This window comes from Microbacterium sp. MYb62, assembly GCF_002979475.1.
In the GTDB taxonomy this organism is placed as follows: domain Bacteria; phylum Actinomycetota; class Actinomycetes; order Actinomycetales; family Microbacteriaceae; genus Microbacterium.
Map to the genome: position 1 here is coordinate 110509 of NZ_PCOY01000004.1, position 20490 is coordinate 130998.

Here is a 20490-nt window from a genome sequence, read left to right on the forward strand (position 1 = left end):
GGCCACGAGCCCACGCGGCGGGTGTCGACGGCGAACGGCCACGAGCCCCAGCCGGCCCCGTCCCCTCGAGGGGCGGGGCGGGCGCAGTCCTCCGGGATGCTTCGAAGTCGGAAGTGCTCGCGCGTCAGTCGCGGGGAACCAGCAGGCGCAGCTGCACCATGGCCGAGAACCGGGCTTCCGGGTCCGTCAGGTCGAGTCCGCTGATCTCGGAGAGGCGGCGCAGCCGGTAGCGGAACGTGTTGGGGTGGGTGTAGATGCGGGCCGCGGCCACCGCGACGTCTCCGAAGGCGTCGAGCCAGGCGCGCAGCGTCTCCACCAGATGCGTACCCTTCTCCCGGTCCTGAGCCAACAGCTGCGCGACAGGGCCGGTCGGCTGATCACCACGGGCTCGGACGAGGTCGCCGAGCTCGACCAGCAGCGCCTCCATCTGCACGGCCGTGAAACGTGCGACGGGCTCGCGCGATGCGACCCGGCGGACGACCCGGAGGGCTCGATCGGCGTTCGCGCGCGACGACGGTATGCCCGCCGCGTCCTCCGCCACGGTGCCGACGCCGATGCGGATCTCGCTCGTCGCTCCGAGACGCCCGAGGAAGTCGGTCGCGACGCGCGCGGCGCGGGTGTCGGCGTCGCTGTGCGCGGTGCCGGCGTCGGCATCGCCCTGCTGCGGGCGGATCCCGACGACCGCGTACACGATGTCGCCGATCACCGCGACAGCCGACCGGAGATACACCGCACCCAGGTGCACGGCGAAGGCGTCGGCGATCCGCTGCCGCTCGGCGACCCCGCGGGCGCCGGCGGAGGGCTCGTCGTCGTTCTCCTCCGCGGCGGACAGGGCGAGCACCACGCATCGATGGTCGCTGAGGCGCAACCGGGCCGTGGCGTCTGCTGCTCCCGGCCCTCCCTCGAGGATCGTGGCGAGGAGATCGGCGCGCAGACGGCGCTCGACGTCGGCTCCCGCACGCAGGCGCAGCATGTGCAGGGCCACGAGTCCGGCGGAGTCCTTGAGGGCGCGGACGCGATCGGGGGAGAGCGGCTCCTGGACCGCGGCCCAGATCGAGCCGAGGATCTCATCGCCGGCGCGCACCGCCAGCGCCACGCGGGGGAAGGAGGGGAGGCCCTCGGTGTTGAGCACGGGGCCGACGTCGATCGGATCCTCGCTGCGGTACAGCTCCTGGAAGACGCCGCGTTCCTCGAGCTGGCGCGCGAACCGCTCCGGCACCTGCCGCCCGAGCACGGTCTCGATCCGGGCGGGGTCGGCCTCATGCTGGCGGCCCGAGAACGCGACGACCCGGGAGTTGCGATCCTCGATCGTGACCGGGGCGTTCAGCAGGGTGGCGATCGCGTTGGCGAGCGCGAAGAGGTCGCCGGAGGGCATGCCGCCCAGCGTCGTGGCTCCCTGATCGCCGACGTCGCCCTCGGCGATCAGGGAGCGCAGCATCGCCGCCAGCTGCGCCCACGACGCCCCCCGGGTGAGCGCGAGCACGGGGATGCCCGTGGCCTCGGCCGCATCGCGCACCGGCTGCTCCGCCCGAACCGGAGCACGCAGCACGAGAGCGGAGGCGTGCTGGGAGGCGAGGGTCTGCAGCAGGTCGGCGATCTCGTCGGGGTCGCTCAGCCCGACGCCGAGCACGAGCGCGCCGCGCATCGGCATCGCGTCGTCGAGGACGTCGTGGATCACGACGGTCTCGATCTCGGCGTCGCCGTCGACGGCACCGCTCACCACCTCGAGCAGGGTGTTGCCGAGGTCTTCGATGACCCGGCCGAGGCTGGCGCGGGGCCTGGTCGTCACGGACATGAGCACAGGGCCCAGGCTAGGGGGCGACCGTGGGGCGCGGAGCTGTGGAGCACGACGAAATCGTATCGACTCTTGGTCGTGCTCGACAGGAATCCGCGAAGCCGTCGGAGGCTATCCGACGTTCAGAACGTGATCCACTCGGTGCGCACCGTGACCGCATCCAGCGCATCGGCGTCAGGAGTGACGCCGATCCCCGGCCCGGTGGGAACGGCGAGCGTGCCGTCCTCGACGACGAACGGCTCGGTGATGTCGCGCGCGTAGTACCGGCCGGAGCCCGAGGTGTCGCCGGGGAGTGTGAATCCGGGGAGAGCTGCGAGAGCGACGTTCGCCGCACGGCCGATCCCGGTCTCCAGCATCCCGCCGCACCACACCGGGATGTCGTTGGCGACGCACACGTCGTGGATGCGACGGGCCTCGAGGTAGCCGCCGACACGACCCGGCTTGATGTTCACGATCGAGCACGCGCCGAGGGCGATCGCATCCGCCGCCGCCCGCGCCGACACGATCGACTCGTCCAGGCACACCGGGGTCGTGATGGCCTTCGCGAGCTGCGCGTGGCCGAGCAGATCCTCCTCGTCGAGCGGCTGCTCGATCAGCAGCAGATCGAACGGGTCGAGTTTGGCGAGATGCCGGGCGTCGCCGCGGTGGTAGGCCGTGTTCGCGTCGACCTGCAGCAGCACGTCGTCGCCGAAGCGCTCGCGCACCGCGCGCACGGGGTCGATGTCCCACCCCGGCTCGATCTTCAGCTTGATGCGCACATACCCCTCGTCGAGGTAGCCGCCGACTGCATCGAGCAGCTCGGGGATCGAATCCATGATGCCGACCGAGACACCGCAGTCGACCCGGTCGCGCACGGCACCCAGTTCGCGCGAGAGCGGCACCCCGGAGGCACGCAGCTCGGCGTCGAGGATCGCCAGCTCGACGGCGGCCTTCGACATGCGGTGCCCCTTGAACTTCGCGAGCGCCGGAGCGACGCCGCCGGAATCCAGGTGCTCCACCTGCGCGAGCGCCGGCAGCAGGAACCGGGTGATCACATCGACGCTCGCCTCCACGTACTCGGAGGAGTACAGCGGATCGTTCATCGCGACACCCTCGCCCCAGCCCTCCGCCTCGTCGGTGACAGCGCGCACCACCAGCGCCTCGCGCACGGTCTGCACGCCGAACGACGTCCGGAACGGCGACACCAGCGGCATCTCGATCACACGCAGCTCGAATCCGGTGAGCTTCATCCCTGTTCTCCTCTGTCGATGGTGTAGGCGCCGGAGCGGTCGAAGGAGAGCACGCGCCCTCCCGCCTCCAGCGAAGATCCGAGCGTCTCGCGAAGGGCCAGGCGCCACGCGGTCGCGAGGGCCGGCTCCGTCACGCGCAGCGACTCGATGTCGCGCGGCAGCGCCACACGCACCAGGCGTGCGTCGGTGCGATGCCGGAGCGGCCCGAGATCCTCACCCACGCTGAGCAGCGGCTCGGTGGCCGCGTGGTCGTCGGCGACGACGGCCGGCTCGCCGTGGCAGGCGGCCACGACCCGGGGGTCGCGCACGTACCAGGTCACCAGCATCCGGTCGGTGTCGTCCGCTCCGTTCAAGGCATCGGCCATGTGCCCGTAGAAGTTGCGGTGATACGACGTCGGCGCCGCGGCGAGCTTGACGAGATTGAAATGGGCGTTCCGGCTGATCAGCGGATCGAACGTCCAGGAGATCTCGTCGAGTCCCTCCTGAAGCGCCCAGGCACGCTGGTGCACCTTGAGGGCGAAGCCGACGCTGCGCCCGCGCATCCGTGCGGAGACACCGGCGATGTGGCTGTGCAGGGCACGCTGCTCGGGAGCCGCGAAGAATCCGAAGCAGGCGCCGACGAGCTCATCGTGCTCGAACGCCCCGCCCACGTAGCTCCCGGCTTTGGACAGCGCGCGCAGCGTCTCGACGTTCACGGGGGAGTTCTCGCCCTGCTTGGTCCAGATGCCCTGGAACAGCTCGGCGACGCGGGCGAAGTCGCCCACATCCGTGAGCAGTCGGATATCGACCCCCGCTCTCGTCGCAGCGGTGCTCGCCGCGTCGGCGGCCTCCTCCGGCGAGGCGCTGTGCGCCGCGGCATCCGTCATGCTCATGCCCTTCCTCCGGCCAGAGCGCGGGAGATCAGCCCCTGCAGCAGCAGCATGCGCTCGGGGATCATCGCGACGACGACGTGCTCGTCGTCGGCGTGCGCCCCGCCTCCGACGGCACCGAGGCCGTCGAGGGTCGCAATCCCGAGGCCCGCGGTGAAGTTGCCGTCGGATGCGCCTCCGACGCTCACGCCCTCGAACGGCGTGAGCCCGGCGCTTTCGGCGATCGAGACGGCCTCTGCGAACAGGTTCGTCGAGGTCTCGGGCTCCATCGGACGACGGTTGACCCCGCCCTCCACGCGGACCGACGAGCCGGGCAGGGTCGTCGGGAGGGCACGGATCGCCGCATCCACACGATCCTGCTCGGCGATCGTCCGCACGCGCACGTCGACCGAGAACTCGGCATCGGCGGGCACGGTGTTCGTGGTGCTGCCCGCTCGCAGGAGCGTCGGCGTGACGCTGGTTCCCGCGGTCGGGTCGCCGAGTCCGGCGACCGCCAGGAGCAGGTTCGCAGCCTCCACCGCCGCATTCACCCCGCGTTCCGGTTCGAGTCCCGCATGTGACGCGCGTCCGGCGACGTGCACGCGATAGAGCGAGACGCCCTTGCGCGCGATCTTCAGGGCCCCGTCGTCGGCGGCGGCCTCGAGGACGAACGCGGCCGCGCAGCCGATCGCCTCCTGCTCGATCAGCGCGCGCGAGCTGGGGGAACCGAGCTCCTCGTCGCCCGTGATCAGGATGCCGATGCCGGTGCGATCCGGCAGCGCCGCCACGGCGTGCAGGGCCATCACGACGCCGGTCTTCATGTCGAAGCATCCGGGTCCGCGGAGGATCCCGTCCGCGACCCTGAACGGATGCCGGAGCAGCGACCCGAGCGGCCATACGGTGTCATGGTGGCCGAGCAGCAGCACCGACGGATCGCCGAAGCGCCACCGCAGATGGGTGCGCCCGTCGATCACGATGCGGTCGGGGGCGACGCCCAGCAACCGTTCCCCGAGCGCGGCGACGACATCGGCGCTGCGCGCGACGGCATCGAGATCGTCCGACGGCGATTCGCAGGAGACGAGGGTCCCGATGTCGGCGAGGACCAGGTCGAGGTCGACGTCGGCCCGCACGGTCATCACGAGACCTTCGGCGCCGCGCGGACGCCGTGGTGCACGTAGCGCTCACCGCTGGGCAGCGCGTAGAAGACCACGGCGTGCCAGGCCTGCTCGCCCTCGGGGCGCATCACGAACTCGCCGGGGCGGACGGGCACCAGCGTGTTCTCCTGCACCGGTTCGGGGAGGAGCGCTGCGAGGGGGCCGTTGAGGGTCGTGCGCATGCGCAGGCCGTCGTCGGTGCGGAAGATCTCGGTGCGGACACCGGCCCGGTCGTAGACACCCTCGAACTCCGAGAAGTCGTCGGCGAACGGCTCCTCGGGCGGTACGAGCCCCGCGGGGAGCCGCACATCGGCGATCTCGGCGAAGATCTCGCCGAAGAGCGCGTCGTACAGGTCGCGGGTGTTTCCGCCGTTGGCCAGCAGCGTGACCGCGACTCCCTCGTCGAGCAGGATGCGCAGGAACGAGGACTGTCCGATCGTGTTGCCGTCGTGGCCGACCAGCTTGCGACCGTCCCAGTCGAACAGGATCCAGCCGACGCCCCAGGCGTCACCGAGCGTGTACGGGTCGGGCATGTCGACCTCGCGCTGCTGCATGCGCTCCACGGCGGCTTCCGAGAGCACACGGGTGCCGTCGGCGGCGAGCCCGCCGGTGAGGTGCATGCGGGCGAACGCGAGCACGTCGGCCGTGGTGGAGTTGATGAGACCTGCGGGGCCCATGGATCGGGGGAGCATCCAGGCCGGTGCGAGCTCCGGACCGTCGTCGCCCACCACGGTGTGGCCGCTCGCCGCACGGAACATGATGGCCTCCTCCGGGAGCGTGGAGGAGTGGGTGAGCCCCAGCGGCGTGAACAGCAGATCGCGCATGGCCTGGTCCCAGGTTTTCCCGGTGACCTTCTCGATCACGCGCCCGGCCAGGGAGAAGCCGGAGTTGCAATACGACATGGTCGCACCGAGCGGATGGTTCTGCGCGACGCCGTCCAGCAGCGCGACGTACTTCTCGAGCGTGTCGTCGCCGCGTCCGGTGTCGGTGAAGACGTCGCCGTCGATCCCACTGGTGTGGTTCAGGAGGTGACGCAGCGTCACGGTCCGGGTGATCTCCGGATCGGAGGACGAGAACTCCGGCACGTAGGAGGCGACGGGGGCGTCGAGGTCGAGGATGCCCTGATCGACCAGCCGCATGATCGCGGTCGTCGTCCACACCTTGCCCATCGAGCCGATCTGGAAGACCGAGTCGTCGGTGGTCTCGATGCCGGTCCGTATGTTGAGTATGCCGTGATGGGCATATACCGGCTCCTCGCCGAGGCGGAGGATGCCGAGGGTCGCGCCAGGAACCTTGTGCGCCTCGGCGAGCGTGCTCAGCCGCTGCTGCCAGTGCCGCGCGTCGAGGCGGGCGCGGACGGGCTTCCCGGCGGGTGGGGCGTACTGCTCGACCCAGTCGATCACGCGCTGCGAGAAGTCGGCGCGGTGCGAGGGAGCGCCGGAGAGCACGAACAGGTGCGAGCCGCCGGGGTAGAGCACCAGTCGCGTGGGGACGCCGCGCTCGCGCAGCGCCGTGAACCACTGCTCGGCCTGGCCTACGGGGCAGCGATCGTCCGCCGCGCCGTGCAGGATCAGGGTGGGCGTGGTGACCCGGTCGACCTGCGTGTACGGGGACTGCACGGAGATGCGCTCCTCGTCGCGCCACGGCAGCCCGCCGTTCTCCTTCGACGAGAGGTAGTGGCCGAAGTCGGAGGTGCCGCCCATCGAGAGCAGGTCGGTGACGACACCACCGGCGACGGCCGCGGCGAAGCGGTCGTCGCGTGAGGTGAGGTAGCAGGTCATGAAGCCGCCGTAGCTGTAGCCGGTGACGGCGAGGCGAGCCGGATCCGCGATGCCCTCGGCGACGAGCTGGTCGATCGGCTCGAGGAAGTCGTTCGCATCGCTGACGCCCCAGCCGCCGGAGACCGCGGAGAAGAACGCGTCGCCGTAGCCGTCGCTGCCGCGCGGGTTCAGGGTGAGGACGGCCCAGCCGCGGCGCGCGAGCACCTGGTGGTGGGGGTGGATGATGTCGGCCGCGCCGTTCCACGAGTTGTGCGGGCCACCGTGCACATCGAGCAGCAGCGGGAGGGGCCCGGTGGCGTCGGGATCGCGCCGCAGCCATCCGGTGACGACGGTGCCGTCGGAGATCGTGAAGCGACGCTCCTCGGCGGGGACGAGGTCGAAGTCGGGCGTCCCGTACTCGGTGAGGACGCGTGTCGTCCCCGCGGCGAGGTCCACGAGCGCGACGTCGCCGAACGACTCCGGTGTCGCGAGGACGATCGCGGCGGAGGACGCGGCGACCGAGAGCCCCGACACGTTCGCGGTGCCGTCCACGAGCGACACGGCACCCGTGCCGTCCTGCGCCACGCGGTACACGTGCGAGTAGCCGTTGTCGCGCAGGCAGAACACGATGTCGCCGCCGTCCGTGAACTGCGGCATCCCACCGGGGTAGCCGGGACCGCCCGGCATCACGTTGCGGTCGAGGCTTCCGGTGATGTTCTGCGCATCGCCGCCGTCGACCGGGAACAGCAGGAGGTCGGCGTTGCCGACCTCGGTGTCGGTGCGTCCGGCCGCGACGACGTGGCGCCCGTCCGGCGTCCATCCGACGGCGGTGGCCTGCACATCGGCGGAGCTGACCCGCACGGCCTCGCTGTTCGGGTCGGTGGAGGAGCGGACGAACACGGGGACCCGCATCGTCAGATCCGCATCGTCCTCGACGCTCGCGGAGTAGGCGAGGAGCGTGCCGTCCGGCGACCAGAACGGGTCGGAGGCGTGCGAGCGTCCGCGCGTGAGCACGGTGACGCTCCCGGAGGCGACGTCGAGCACGTGCAGCTGCTGGACGAGTGTTCCGAGGTTTCCGGCTCCATCGGCCTTGTAGCCGAGTCGGTCGGTCGCGGCCGGTGCCGAGCGCCGGGCGAGGATCGTCTCGGCGCCTTCCCCGGGCAGCGCGGCACCGTCGACGGGCGCTGTGAAGGCGAGGCGCGCGCCGTCGGGGCTCCAGGCCGGGGCGCCCGCGCCGAGCGGGAGGCTCGTGAGACTGCGCGCCTCGCCGCCTGCGGCCGGGAGGAGCCAGATCTGCCCGGGGCCGTCCTGCGCTCGTAGGAACGCCAGCTGCGAGCCGTCGGGGCTCCACACCGGCGTCGAGTCCGAGGTCGCGTGGGTGAGCGGGGCGGGGGCGCCGCCGGACGTCGGCACCTGCCACAGTGCTCGTGTGTCGCGGTCGCCTTCGCGGTCCGTCGTCCGCACCACGAAGGCGATGCGGGAGCCGTCAGGAGACAGGGCCGGTTGCTCGGGGGTGCGGACGGAGAGCAGGTCGTCGACGGTGACGCGGTTCATGAGAGCTCCTATCGGATGGTCAGTTCACTGTGTCCGCTGAGAGCGGGGTCGGTGTTGTGGTCACGGCCGAAACCGGGGTGGTGCTTTGGGAGGTGGGCACAGTTCCGATCGCGGCACCCGCTCCGGTGCCCGCGAAATGGCAGGCGGCCCCGGCGGCACCGGTCGGGGCCGCCGGCTCGGTGAGCACGCAGATCTGGCGATCGGGGCGTGCGACGGGACCGATCGGGCACCGAGGGTGGAAACGGCAGCCGCTGGGCGGGGCGTGCGGGTCGGCGGGCTCGACATCGACCGGGGCGAGTGGATCGATCGCCAGCAGGTTGCCGTGTCGCGTCGGCGCGGCCTGGAGCAGATCCCGCGTGTACGGATGCTGCGGGTCGGCCAGCACCTGCTCGGTCGGGCCGACCTCCACGATCCGGCCGAGATACATCACCGCGATGTGATCGCTCAGGTATCGCACGACGGACAGGTTGTGCGAGATGAAGAGCATCGTGAGGCCGAGCTCCACGCGCAGTTCCCGCACGAGGTTGAGCACCGAACCCTGCACCGAGACGTCGAGCGCGGAGGTGATCTCGTCGGCGATCACGACCTCCGGCCGGGCGGCGAGCGCTCTGGCCAGCGCGATGCGTTGGCGTTGCCCGCCGGAGAGCGCGGCCGGGAGCGACTGCGCACGGTCGGCGTCGAGGTTCACGAGGTCGAGCAGCCGCGCGACCTCGGCGCGGCGGGCCCCGGTTCCGCGGATGTCCCGGGGGAGGGCCTCGGCGATCGATTCTCCGATCGTCATGCGCGGGTCGAGCGAGGAGAACGGGTCCTGGAACACCATCTGGATCGGGCGTCGGCGGCGGAAGCTGCGCACGTCCACCCCGTTCAGGGTGATCGCGCCCTCGCTGATCGGCGCGAGACCGATGGCGGCGCGGGCGAGAGTGGACTTGCCCGACCCGGATTCGCCGACGAGCCCCACCACCGACCCGGAGGGGACGCGCAGGGACACGTCGTCGACGGCGGTGAGCCCGGAGCGGTGCGAGCCGTAGCGGACGCTGACCTGATCGAAACGCAGCTCGCTCATCGCAGGACCGCCTCTTCCTCTTCTGCGGCCGTGGCGATCGCCACGGGCACGGGGGCCTCTTCCGTGAGCGGGTGCCAGCAGGCGACCCGATGGTCCGCGGCATCCGAGACCAGCTCGGGGTCGCTCTCGCGGCACAGATCGGTCGCGAGCGGGCAGCGAGCGGCGAACGCGCAGCCGGCGGGGAAGGCGCCCGGCGCCGGCGGACGGCCGGGGATGACCTTGAGCGGTGCGTCGCGATCGGCATCGAGCTCGGGGACGACCTCGAGCAGCGCGCGGGTGTACGGATGCCGGGCGCCGGTGTGCAGGTCGGCCGCCGGCAGATCCTCCACGATGCGGCCCGCGTACATCACCAGCACCCGGTCGCACGTCTGCGCGACGACGGCGATGTCGTGGCTGATCAGCAGGATCGCGGCATCGGTGTCGCGGCGCACACCGGCGAGAAGCTGCAGGACCTGTCGTTGCACCGTGACGTCGAGGGCCGTGGTCGGCTCGTCCGCGATGATCAGGCGCGGGTGGTTCATGAGTCCCATCGCGATCATGGCGCGCTGGCGCATGCCGCCGGAGAACTCGTGCGGGTACTGACGGGCACGACGAGCTGCCGCGGGCACGCGCACCGACTGCAGGCGCTCGATCGCCCGATCCATGGCCTGCTTCCGGGTGATGTCCTGGTGCTCGGAGGCGGCCTCGGCGAGCTGGGACCCGATGCGTCTGGTCGGGTTGAACGAGGTCATCGGGTCTTGGAACACCATCGCGAGCGAGGTGCCGAGGAGGCTCCGCACCGCGCGGTCCGAACCCGTGAGCAGCGGGGTGCCGCAGAAGTCCAGTCGTGCGGCGGCGACGTGGCCGGGGCGCTCGATGAGGCGGGCGGCCGCGAGCGCGGTGAGGCTCTTGCCCGATCCGGATTCACCGACGACGCCGATCGCCTCGCCGCGAGCGACCGTGAACGAGACGCCGCGAACGGGGGTGACCCAGCCGGTCGGCGTGGGGAACGAGACGCGCAGGTCGTCGACGAGGAGCACCACTTCTTCGCCGTCGACCTGCGCGGGCTGGGCGGCGCCGGGGCGCGCGATGGTGGGGAGGCGGTGGAGGCGGCGGGCCGATCGTCCGCCCAGAGCCGCCGCCGCGGTCTCGCCGAGAAGATTGAACGCGAGCCCGGCGACGACCACGGCCACGGCAGGCCCGAGGGCGGCCGCCGGGTTGAGGTAGATGCGGTTGAGGCCCTCGCCGAGCAGGCGGCCCCAGTCGTACTCGGGGACCTGCACGCCCAGGCCGAGGAACGAGAGTCCGGCGAAGGCGAGCAGCGCCGATCCCGCGGAGACGGTGGCGTTCACGATGAGCGGTTCGCCGATGTTCGGCAGGATGTGCCGGATCAGGATGCGGAATCGCGAGACGCCGGCCACCCGCGCGGCGGAGATGAAGTCGCGGCCGGCGATGGCGGCGGAGAGGGTCTGGGTGAGACGGGCGAACTGCGGCGCCATCGCGAAGCCGATCGCGAGCACGGCACCGGTGGAGCCGACTCCGAAGATGACCGCGAAGAACAGGGCGAGCAGCAGGCCGGGGAAGGCGACCGCGATGTTCACGAAGCCGACGATCGGGCGGCCGACTCCGCGCGGGAGCACGGACGGGGCGGTGCCGAGGAGCGTGCCGGCGACGACGCCGATGATCACCGCGATCACGGCGAGGACGACCGAGAGCCGGGTGGCCACCAGCACCCGCGCGAGCACATCGCGGCCGAGGGTGTCCGTGCCCAGCAGGTGGGCGGTGCTCGGCCCCTGCGTGATCGCGGTCGGATTCAACTGCTCGGCCTGAGCACCCCAGACGATCGGCGCGAAGATCGCGGTGAGCGTGACCAGCAGCACCAGACCGAGAGCGGTGATGCCGAGCGGCGAGCGGACGATGCCTGACCATGCGGTGCGTGCGGACATCATGCCTCCCGGATGGTGGAGCGAGGGTCGAGGAGTGCGAGGATCACGTCGATCACCAGGTTCACGATGAGCACGCCGATGCCGTAGACGAGGACGATGCCCTGCACGACCGAGTAGTCCTTGGTGAGGATCGACTGCACGATCATGGTGCCGAGGCCCGGCCAGGCGAAGACGTTCTCGACCAGCACCGTCCCGGCGACCATGCCGGTCAGCAGCAGGCCCGTGAGGGTGAGGGTCGCGGTCATGGCGTTCGGCAGCGCGTGGCGCGCGTAGATCCGACGCGGCGCGAGGCGCTTCGCCCTGGCGGTGCGGATGAAGTCCTGGCCGAGGACGGAGAGCACCTCGACCCTGATGATGCGCGAGAACACCGCGATGGGTGCGACCGCGAGGGCGATCACGGGGAGGACGAGCGAGAACGGGGCGGTGTTGCCGGCGACGGGGAACCAGCCCAGCGAGACCGCGAACACGTAGACCAGGCCGACTGCGAGCAGGAACTCCGGGATGGCGGCGAGGATCACGGACCCGGTGGCGAACGCCAGCTCGAGGCCGCGCCGCCGTCCGCCACGGGTGAGGACGGCCATCGTCACACCGAGGGGGACGGAGACCAGCAGCACCAGCAGCACCGCGAGCAGGGCGAGTTGGAGAGTGGCGGGCAGCCGGGTGGCGATGATCGCGGAGACCGGCTGGTTGGTGATCAGGGACGAGCCCATGTCCCCGGTGAAGAGACCGCCGATGTAGTGGAGGTACTGCACGACGAGGGGCTGGTCGAGGCCGAGGGCGGCGCGACGCGCCTCCACGAGCTCCACCGGTGCGTTCATGCCGAGCGCGGCGCGGACCGGGTCGCCCGGCACCAGATGGATCATGAGGAAGGCAGCCGTGACCAGCACCCACACCGACAGGACGAACTGCCCTCCGCGCCGGACCAGGAAGGACACCCAGGGGTTGTCCGACCGTGCGGATCTGATCAGTATCGCCTGTGTGGCGGTGGTGCTGGCCATCGGCTGTCTCCGGTCTCGGTCTACTCGTACATGCGGATCGAGGCCGGGTCGATGCCGTCGCCCTCGGTGAAGGTCGCCTTGTGGCCGAACGTCGTCAGGACGTTGTTGGCGTAGGGGACGACCGAGACCGAGGTGAACAGCGCCTTCTCCGCGTCCTCCCAGTCCGCACATCCCTCGGTGCCCGGCTTCGACGATGCGGCGGTGACGGCGGTCGCGTAGGCCTCGTCGGTGACCGAGGCGAAGTTCGTGCCCTCGGGCGGCGTCGGGCCGGAGTAGAACGGCACGAGCATGCTGGGCAGCGAGACGCCCAGCGGGACGGCGGAGACGTCCCAGTCGCCCGTCGCGAACAGCGTCTCGCTCACCGAGGGTCCATCGAGGGTCTTGATCGTCGCGGCGACGCCGAGCTTCTTCCAGGACGCCTGCATCAGCTCGGCGGCGGCACTGCCGCCGTTGCCGAGCGTGGTCGGAGTCACCAGCGTGATCTCCATCGCGACGCCGTCCTTCTCGCGGATCCCGTCGGAGCCGACCTCCCAGCCGGCGTCGTCCAGGCTCGCCGCCGCCGACTTCTCGTCGAACTCCGGCAGGAGACCGCCGACGACATCGGCCTGGCAGGGGTTCGGGGCGATGGTCACGAGGCTCTTCGCCTCGGTGCCTTCACCTCCGGTGAGCACCTGACGGAGCTGACCGAGGTCGAGCGCCTGCACGAGCGCCTCGCGGACCGCCTGATCGGCGCCGGCGTGTCCCTCCGCCTGGTTGAAGAACAGCTGTCCGGCGGCGAGCGGCAGCTCGGAGACGAACAGGCCGGCATCGCGGAGTCGCTGCCGATCGGGTCCGAGGACGAGTGCGGCGTTGACCTCGCCGGACACCACGAGGTTCGCGGCGGTCGTCTCGTTCGGGATCACCCGGTAGATCACGGTCTCGGGAAGGCCCGGCTGCTCCGGATCCCAGTCACCGGGTCCCCAGGTGAAGTCGTCACGACGGGTGAGGGTGTACTGGCTGTTCGGGACGATCTCGGAGAGCGTGAACATCCCGGTCGCGCCCTCGCCGACGGCCCGAGCATCCGCGTCGTCCACGACGGTGCCGCAGACGATCGAGATGCTGCCGATGTTCTGCAGCAGGAAAGCGTCGGGCCGCCCGCTCGTCACCGTGACGGTGCCCGCCGCGTCGTCGCCCACGGCCGTCGTCCCCGGCTGCACCTGGAGGCCGGCCAGGGGAGACCCGTTCGCCGGATCGCCGATGTACGCGATGTTGCGTGCGACGTCGGTCGCGGTGAGAGGCGTGCCGTCTTCGCAGGTGAGGCCGTCGCGCAGCGTGAAGACCGCACCCTCGGTGTCCGCCTCCCACTCCGCTGCGAGTCCGGCGAGCACCTCGCCGTCGTTCTGCACCTCGACGAGACGGGAGTAGAGGTAGCGGTCGATCTGCCTCGCCGCGCCCATGGTCGTGGTGAACGGATCGAGGGTGCCCGGGTCGGTGGCGAACACCGCGGTGAAGGTCTTGCCGTCGGCGAGGACGCCGTCGGTGCTGTCCCCTCCACCGGGAGGGGCGCTGGCGGCACAGGATGTCAGGGCGAGCGCCGCAGCGCCCAGCAGCGCGATCAGCGGGGTACGGGAACGCATCAGAAGCCTCCAGCAGTGTTCGGGATGGTGCAGGTGGATGGTGCAGGGGTGAGTGCGGATGGTGCGGTCAGCGGTCAGCGGTCAGGCGGTGAGGGCGTGCAGGTGTTCGACGGCCGTGAAGCCGGCTCGACCGATCGAGGCGTCGACGAGCGGCTGACGGTCGGCGAGGGAGGCGGCCCGGGTGAACACCGCCACCGCGTACTGCCGGCCGTCGGGATAGGTCACGACCCCCGCTTCGTTGCGCCAGGTGGGCAGAGTGCCCGTCTTCGCCGCGAGGCGGACGCCGGCGGGAAAACCGGAGGTCAGGCGGTGCGGCCAGATCTGCTGCGCCATGATGTCGCGTGACTGACGGCAGGCCTCGGCGGGTGCCGCGGTGTCGGTCCACAGGGCGTCGAGCAGCGTCGTGACGTCGCGGGGGGTGGAGTGCGAGGTCTTCACCGGTTGCACCGCATCGAGCGCGAGGATCTGCTCGGAGGTCGCGCTCTCGAACAGCTCGTCGAGGTCGCTGTCCGGTGCGCCGCCGAGGTCGGCGATCACCGAGGCGAACAGGTCTTCGCAGCATCCGATGAGGCGTGTGTGTCTCAGCCCCAGGTCGGCGATGACCCGGTCGACCGCCGCTGCCCCGAGGCGGTGGTAGATCACGTCGGTGGCGGCGTTGTCGCTCATCGACATCATGTTCAGGGCGAGGTCGCGCCAGCTGATCACGACGTCGTCGGCGAACCCCGCCGTGCCCACGCCGCCGATGCGGTAGCGCGCTGTCACGGTGGTCCGCTCGGTCGGGTCGAGCTCGCCGGCGGCGACCGCTCGGACGTACGCCGTGAGCACGAGGATCTTGAAGACCGAGGCGAGGACGACGGGCTCATCCGCGCCTTCGCCCACCTCAGGACCGCCCTGCACGCCGATCTCCCGCGCGTGCAGGAAGCCCGTGGCGCCGGCGTCCGCGAAGATCTCGGCGATGTCCGCCGCGGTGTCCCGTTCGATCGCCGCGGCCGTGCTCATGCGCCGACCCGGCGATCGGCGCGGCCCGTGTGCAGGTACAGCGCGCGCCCCGTGCCGTCGTCGCCGACGAACGCGTGCGGCATGTGCATGCCGTGCTGCTGTTCGCGGGGGAGGAGGGTGTCCGCGGTCCAGCCCACCAGCTCGACGGGCTCGGGCGCCGGGCCGAGCTCGGCGAAGATGCCCTTCATGGTGCGCTCGAGCCAGATGCGACCGTCGTCGTCGAGCCGGACCGTGGAGTCGGACACGGACGACGAGTAGGTGCCGAGGATCCGTTCGACGTCGACCGCGACCGGCGTGTCCGGGATCGCCGGCAGCGCGGGCATCGTGACTCCTGCGAGAGCGGCGAGGACCTTCGAGGTGATCGCGTGGTAGGCGTCGACGGTCCGTCCGCCGTTGGTGAGGACGGCGACGGCGACCCCCGCGGAGGGCACCATCCGCAGGAACGCGTTCTGGCCGATCGTGCCGCCGTCGTGGCCGATCACGGGGCCGCCGTCCCAGTCGAAGATCTCCCAGCCGAGGCCCCAGGCATCGCCCATGACGCCCAGCTCGGGAAGGTCGACCTGCCGCTCCTGCATCGCCCGCACGCTCTCCTCCGAGAGCACGCGCGTCCCGTCGGCGGCGACGCCGCCGTCCAGATGCATGCGCGCGTAGCTCACCAGATCGCGCGCCGTCATGGCGAGCATCGACCCGGCCGGTGCGTTGGAGCGCACGAGGCTCCAGACCGGCGCCGGCACCGGTTCATCGCCACCCTCGGCGGGGATGTGCCCGAGTGCGGCGCGGAACATGATCGCCTCCGAGGCGGTCGTCGCCACGTGCGTCAGTCCCAGCGGAGCGGCGAGGTGGGCGCGCAGCGCCTGGTCGTACGACGTGCCGCGCAGCACCTCCACGATGCGGCCCAGCACCACGAAGGCGGCGTTGTTGTACGAGAAGCGCTCGCCGGGCGTGAAGAGCTGCGGCGCATCGGCGATCGTCGCGAGATACTTCTCCACGGCGTCGTCGCCGACCCCGGTGTCGTTGAACAGGTCGCCCTCGAAGCCGCTCACGTGGCTCAGCAGCTGTCGGGCGGTGATCGCGCTGGCCGCGGCGTCGTCGCCGATCGCGAACGCGGGAACGGTGTCGCGCACCGGGGCGTCGATGTCGAGCAGGCCCTCGTCGACGAGCTGCATGATGAGCGTCGCCGTCCACGTCTTGGTGATCGAGCCGATCTGGAAGACCGAGTCCTCGTCGGCTTCGACGCCGGTGTTGCGGTTCAGGATGCCGGCGGCGGTGGTGAAGATCTCACCATCGGCCAGGATCGCGACGGATGCCGCGGGGATGTGCGCTTCGGTCAGCATCGCGGGCAGGTTCTCCCGCACCCAGCTGCCGATTTCGTTCAGGTCGGACACGTGCGCTCCTCTTCGTCGAGTGGGTCGTCGCTTTCGGGGCGACGGCGATGGGCCGAGACTATTCGCGTGCTCCGCCGGCTCGTTGGTGCCCGGCGACGAGACTTGCGCGGACCTTGGTTCGTCCGGACGAAGGATCCGCGTCAGCGCCGACGCACCGCGCGCATCCCGACGTGGAGCAGCGCGGGGCCGCCTTCCGCCGGGTCGAGGAGTCGACCCACGGGCTGGTCGGCATCGGTGATCAGAGCCCCGTCCGCGCGCACACGCACCCGCAGCGGCGGACGCGGAGGGATGCCGAGGGCGGCGATGTCCTCGCGCAGCACCATCGCGAATTCGAGGGCTTCGCCGACACGGGTCACGTCGTAGTGCCATTGCCCGGCGTCGTAGCTGCCGACCACCTCGTCGAGGGCATCGGTCGGCCGCAGCGCTGCCGTCTGCGTCGTCTTCTCGATGCCGCGCAGGTGCGCGAAGCACCAGTCGACGACCTTCGCGCCGAGGGCCTTGCCGCTGCCGCTGTTGGTCAGCACGGTGACGGCCAGATCCTCGTCCGGGGCCAGGACGAACTCGCTCAGCTGCGTGTCGGCGATGTTGCCGCCGTGCATGACGACGCGGGCTCCTCCGTGCCGTGTCAGCAGCCAAGGGAGACCGATCGCGTCGATGGGCGGCCCGGCGGCGAGCTGGGGCTGCTGCATCCGCAGCCGCGTCTCCTCGCTCACCGGCGCGGTCCCCTCGGATTCGCCGCGCATCTGGAACCGCGCGTAGGCCAGCTGGTCGCGCACCGACGACACGATGCCGCCTTCAGGAGCGATGTCGCGGGTCAGCGGCCACTGCGCGAACGTGGTCAGGGCGCCGCCGTCGCCGGGGACGTGCCCGACGGCGTGAGGGCGCGCGATCACGTCCCACGGGAAGAAGAACGTCTCCGACATCCCCAGCGGGTCGAGGACGATGCGCTGCACCGCCTGTTCGAACGTCTCGCCCGTGACCTTCTCGATCACACGGCCCAGAAGGCGGATGCCCGCATTGCTGTACGACGCGATCGTGCCGGGCGCGAAGTACTGCGGGAGGTCGGCGAAGGACGCCACGTTGCGGGCGAGCGCGTCGTCGTCCCAGCCCGGCTGCTCGTCGGCGTCGCCCAGGAACCCGCCGGAGTGGGTGAGGAGGTGCCGGACGCGCAGTGCGGCGAGGGCGTCCGCGTCCCCCAGTCGGAAATCGGGGAGCACATCGACCACGCGCGTCTCGAGACCGAGCATCCCGTTCTCGACCAGGCGCATCGCGACCGTGCCGGTGAACGTCTTCGAGGTCGAGCCGATCTGGAACAGGGTGCGCGCGGTCACGGCCGCCCCCGTGTCGACGGCCGCGACGCCGGTCGTGGCGACGATCTCCCGGTCGCCGTCGACCACGCCGACGACCGCGCCGGGCACGCCGAGCTCCGCGGCGGTGGTGTCCAGGAACTCCTGCAGGTCGTCGTCCATCATGCGTCTCCTCGTACGGGGCGCCCCGGCAGGGCATCGGTCACGATCTCTCCGTCGCGCACGACGGGGGTGCCGTGCACGTACAGCCGGCGGATGCCCTGCGAAGGGCGGGTCGGGTCGGCGTAGGTCGCACGGTCGGTCAGCGTCGCCGGGTCGATCACCACGATGTCGGCATCCGCTCCGACCGAGAGGTGTCCCTTGCCCCGCATCCCGGACGAGACCTCGTCGAGCACGCGCGCCGGGAGGAACGCGCAGCGGCGGAACGCTTCGAGCCAGGTCCAGGTGCCGCTCTCGATGACCATGAGGCGCAGCGACTTCGCGAACGTGCCCGCCGTGCGCGGATGCGTGTGTCCGCCCGAGGGGAGGGGCCATCCACGCTGCTCGTAGATCGTCTCGCCGCCCACCTCCGTCCAGGAGATCGGCATCGCATCGCTGGCGACGATCGAGTCGGGATAGGCCAGGGCACGGTGCAGGTGCGCGCGATCCAAGGGGTCGGCCTCGTCGAGGAACGTCACGATGTACGCGGCCCCGGGGTCGGTCGCCCGCACCTCGCGCAGCCGGGCCTCGTCGGCGATGCGCTCGCCGGTGTCGACCAGCACGAGGGAGGACGGCGTGATGCCGAGGCCCGCAAGCTTCTCCGGGGCCAGGAAGAAGGCGCCGATCGCCGTGCTGCCCGCGCCGTACGGATAGGCCTCGACGGTGACGCGGGAGCCGGCGGCGCGGCTGCGGTCGAGCAGGCCCAGCACACGGTCGATGTGGCGCAGCGAGGTGCTGTTCACATGACAGTGGTGCATCGCGGCGCCGGTCTCGGCTGCGGCGCGCACGAGCTCCTCCGAGCCGTCGATCGGCGTGCGGGGGTCGGCTTCGATCAGCTCGCGCACGTGCGTGAAGGTCGGGGCATGTGCCGCGGCGGCCAACCGGGAGAGCTCCAGGTACTCGTCCGGATCGGAGCGGGGCGCGTAACCCATGAGCACGCCGATCCCGAGCGCACCCGCGCCGAGCTCGTCTTCCAGCAGGCCGAGCCAGCGGCGGCGTTCGCTGGGGGAGGAGGCACGTTGCCAGTCCGGCGTGCCGAGCAGATCCATCGATGCCGTGAAGTCGGCGACGGGCACCCGTTCGAGGTGCGCGTACGCCCGTGCCTGCGACCAGGAGGCCGAGAAGCCGTAGTTGAGCGGTCGCCCGTCGGCGGCGGCGCGTGCGAGGGCCTCAGCGATCGGCATGAGCCCGGCCTCGAGATCGAGCGCCGTGGTGACGCCGTCCATCGCCTGCAGCCGCTGCCCCGCGATCGAGTGCACGTGGCTGTGCAGGTCGACGAATCCCGGACCGACGATGAGGCCGGCGACGTCGACGACCTCGGTGTCGGACGGTGCGGTGAGCGCGTCGCCCACCGCGGCCACGCGTCCATCCGCGAGCAGGAGGTCGGTGATCCGGTCGGTTCCGGTCTTCGGGTCGATGACGCGCCCGCCGCGCAGCAGAGTGTCCACGCCGCCACGATGCCATGCTGGACGTGGCCGTTCCGGTGCCGTCCGACGAAAGCGGGCGGGCGTTCCGGTGCTCGCGCACAACCCGTCACGCGCGGCGATGGCGGCCGAGAGGTGCACACGCGCGCGCCGCCAGACATAATGTAGTGACGATGTGACCGTGCACACGCAAGGAGGCAAGTGATGTCCACCGCCTCCGAGCGTGCGCGGTTGCCGAGCATCCGCGACGTCGCGCGTCTCGCCGGGGTGTCCCATCAGACGGTGTCCCGCGTGCTCAACGATCATCCGAGCATCCGCCCGGAGACGAAGGCCAAGGTCCTCGACGCGATCGCGGTCCTGGACTACCGGCCGAACCTCGCCGCCCGCGCGCTCGTCACCAGCAAATCGAACATGCTCGGCATCCTGTCGGCCACGATCGGGGAGTTCGGTCCCACGTCGTCGATCGCCGGGATCGAGGATGCGGCGCGCGAGGAGGGGTACTCGGTGTCGACCCTGAACCTCGCCGACACGACTCCGGAGGCCATCGGCAATGCGGTGCGACAGCTGTCGCGCGAGCAGGTCGACGGCATCGTGGTGCTCGCTCCGCAGGTGCGGGTGTTCCATGTCCTGCGCGGCATGTCGGTCGACACGCCGTTCGTCACGCTGCAGACAGCCTCGGGGGCGGACGGCGTGAGCCTCTCGGCGGACCAGGTCGCGGGCGCCAGAGCGGCGACGGAGCACCTGATCGCGCTCGGCCACAGCGACATCCTGCATCTCGCGGGCCCCCAGGACTGGATCGAGGCCGAGTCGCGGATGCGCGGATACCTCGACGGCCTGCGCGAGGCCGATCTGCCGACCTTCCCGCCGATCCGCGGAGACTGGACGGCGGACTTCGGATACTTCGCCGGCAAGGAGCTCTCGCTCCGCCGCGACTTCACCGCGGTCTTCGCGGCCAACGATCTGATGGCGATCGGGCTCCTGCACGGCTTCCGCGACGCGGGCGTGCGGGTGCCGCACGACGTGAGCGTGATCGGGTTCGACGACATCCCGGTCGCGGCCCACGTGGCACCGACGCTCAGCACGGTCCATCAGGACTTCCCCGAGCTCGGGCGTCGCGCCGTCCGCATCCTCCTCGCGCAGATCCGCGGCGAGGACGTGCCGGAGTTCGGCCCTCTGCAGACGATCCTGCGCGCGCGCGAGTCTGCCGCGGCGCGATAGCCCCCCGCGACGGGACC

The 20490-nt window shown here is 71.2% G+C and carries 14 protein-coding genes; 1 reads left to right on the forward strand and 13 read right to left on the reverse strand.

The window, feature by feature from the left end; genetic code table 11:
• Nucleotides 1-124 precede the first annotated feature (124 nt).
• The 13 genes from CQ042_RS06805 to CQ042_RS06865 all read right to left on the reverse strand — a co-directional run bounded on the left by CQ042_RS06805 (nucleotide 125) and on the right by CQ042_RS06865 (nucleotide 19279).
• Nucleotides 125-1795: a helix-turn-helix domain-containing protein gene (locus tag CQ042_RS06805; protein ID WP_181157486.1), complete on the reverse strand. Its 1671-nt coding sequence runs from the start codon at nucleotides 1793-1795 to the stop codon at nucleotides 125-127.
• 122 nt (nucleotides 1796-1917) lie between these two features.
• Nucleotides 1918-3024, reverse strand: coding sequence for an o-succinylbenzoate synthase (menC, locus tag CQ042_RS06810; protein WP_105669718.1), 1107 nt, complete (start codon nucleotides 3022-3024; stop codon nucleotides 1918-1920).
• Nucleotides 3021-3896, reverse strand: coding sequence for a GNAT family N-acetyltransferase (locus CQ042_RS06815; RefSeq protein ID WP_219844823.1), 876 nt, complete (start codon nucleotides 3894-3896; stop codon nucleotides 3021-3023). Before CQ042_RS06815 ends, menC begins: the two co-directional genes overlap by 4 nt.
• Complete coding sequence (locus tag CQ042_RS06820; protein ID WP_105669720.1) at nucleotides 3893-5008, reverse strand: M20 family metallopeptidase; 1116 nt, start codon at nucleotides 5006-5008, stop codon at nucleotides 3893-3895. Before CQ042_RS06820 ends, CQ042_RS06815 begins: the two co-directional genes overlap by 4 nt.
• Nucleotides 5008-8340, reverse strand: coding sequence for a serine hydrolase (locus CQ042_RS06825; RefSeq protein WP_105669721.1), 3333 nt, complete (start codon nucleotides 8338-8340; stop codon nucleotides 5008-5010). Before CQ042_RS06825 ends, CQ042_RS06820 begins: the two co-directional genes overlap by 1 nt.
• Before the next feature lie 19 nt (nucleotides 8341-8359).
• Nucleotides 8360-9403: an ABC transporter ATP-binding protein gene (locus CQ042_RS06830; protein ID WP_105669722.1), complete on the reverse strand. Its 1044-nt coding sequence runs from the start codon at nucleotides 9401-9403 to the stop codon at nucleotides 8360-8362.
• Nucleotides 9400-11331 (reverse strand): dipeptide/oligopeptide/nickel ABC transporter permease/ATP-binding protein, encoded by a 1932-nt coding sequence (locus CQ042_RS06835; protein ID WP_105669723.1) that lies wholly within the window; start codon nucleotides 11329-11331, stop codon nucleotides 9400-9402. Before CQ042_RS06835 ends, CQ042_RS06830 begins: the two co-directional genes overlap by 4 nt.
• Nucleotides 11328-12326: an ABC transporter permease gene (locus CQ042_RS06840; protein WP_105669724.1), complete on the reverse strand. Its 999-nt coding sequence runs from the start codon at nucleotides 12324-12326 to the stop codon at nucleotides 11328-11330. The genes CQ042_RS06835 and CQ042_RS06840 overlap by 4 nt, the downstream gene beginning before the upstream one ends.
• 20 nt (nucleotides 12327-12346) lie before the next feature.
• Nucleotides 12347-13942, reverse strand: coding sequence for an ABC transporter substrate-binding protein (locus CQ042_RS06845; RefSeq protein ID WP_105669725.1), 1596 nt, complete (start codon nucleotides 13940-13942; stop codon nucleotides 12347-12349).
• 81 nt (nucleotides 13943-14023) lie between these two features.
• Nucleotides 14024-14941, reverse strand: coding sequence for a serine hydrolase (locus CQ042_RS06850; protein WP_105669726.1), 918 nt, complete (start codon nucleotides 14939-14941; stop codon nucleotides 14024-14026).
• On the reverse strand, nucleotides 14938-16326 hold the full coding sequence (locus CQ042_RS06855; RefSeq protein ID WP_105669727.1) for a serine hydrolase: 1389 nt from the start codon (nucleotides 16324-16326) through the stop codon (nucleotides 14938-14940). The genes CQ042_RS06850 and CQ042_RS06855 overlap by 4 nt, the downstream gene beginning before the upstream one ends.
• Before the next feature lie 140 nt (nucleotides 16327-16466).
• Entirely contained in the window at nucleotides 16467-17798 is a 1332-nt protein-coding gene (locus CQ042_RS06860) for a serine hydrolase (protein ID WP_105669728.1), read from the reverse strand.
• A complete protein-coding gene (locus CQ042_RS06865; RefSeq protein ID WP_105669729.1) occupies nucleotides 17795-19279 on the reverse strand; it encodes an amidohydrolase family protein in 1485 nt (494 codons plus the stop codon). Before CQ042_RS06865 ends, CQ042_RS06860 begins: the two co-directional genes overlap by 4 nt.
• Before the next feature lie 180 nt (nucleotides 19280-19459).
• On the opposite strand from CQ042_RS06865, the gene CQ042_RS06870 reads away from it, so the two are divergent.
• Nucleotides 19460-20473 (forward strand): LacI family DNA-binding transcriptional regulator, encoded by a 1014-nt coding sequence (locus CQ042_RS06870; RefSeq protein WP_105669730.1) that lies wholly within the window; start codon nucleotides 19460-19462, stop codon nucleotides 20471-20473.
• Nucleotides 20474-20490: the final 17 nt, after the last annotated feature.

Bases quoted from the DNA above. Each gene is read 5' to 3' on its own strand.
- CQ042_RS06825 (WP_105669721.1), bottom strand. From the start codon at position 8,340: ATGAACCGCGTCACCGTCGACGACCTGCTCTCCGTCCGCACCCCCGAG.
- CQ042_RS06815 (WP_219844823.1), bottom strand. From the start codon at position 3,896: ATGAGCATGACGGATGCCGCGGCGCACAGCGCCTCGCCGGAGGAGGCC.
- menC (WP_105669718.1), bottom strand. From the start codon at position 3,024: ATGAAGCTCACCGGATTCGAGCTGCGTGTGATCGAGATGCCGCTGGTG.
- CQ042_RS06860 (WP_105669728.1), bottom strand. From the start codon at position 17,798: ATGATGGACGACGACCTGCAGGAGTTCCTGGACACCACCGCCGCGGAG.
- CQ042_RS06840 (WP_105669724.1), bottom strand. From the start codon at position 12,326: ATGGCCAGCACCACCGCCACACAGGCGATACTGATCAGATCCGCACGG.
- CQ042_RS06835 (WP_105669723.1), bottom strand. From the start codon at position 11,331: ATGATGTCCGCACGCACCGCATGGTCAGGCATCGTCCGCTCGCCGCTC.
- CQ042_RS06845 (WP_105669725.1), bottom strand. From the start codon at position 13,942: ATGCGTTCCCGTACCCCGCTGATCGCGCTGCTGGGCGCTGCGGCGCTC.
- CQ042_RS06850 (WP_105669726.1), bottom strand. From the start codon at position 14,941: ATGAGCACGGCCGCGGCGATCGAACGGGACACCGCGGCGGACATCGCC.
- CQ042_RS06870 (WP_105669730.1), top strand. From the start codon at position 19,460: ATGTCCACCGCCTCCGAGCGTGCGCGGTTGCCGAGCATCCGCGACGTC.
- CQ042_RS06805 (WP_181157486.1), bottom strand. From the start codon at position 1,795: ATGTCCGTGACGACCAGGCCCCGCGCCAGCCTCGGCCGGGTCATCGAA.
- CQ042_RS06830 (WP_105669722.1), bottom strand. From the start codon at position 9,403: ATGAGCGAGCTGCGTTTCGATCAGGTCAGCGTCCGCTACGGCTCGCAC.
- CQ042_RS06820 (WP_105669720.1), bottom strand. From the start codon at position 5,008: ATGACCGTGCGGGCCGACGTCGACCTCGACCTGGTCCTCGCCGACATC.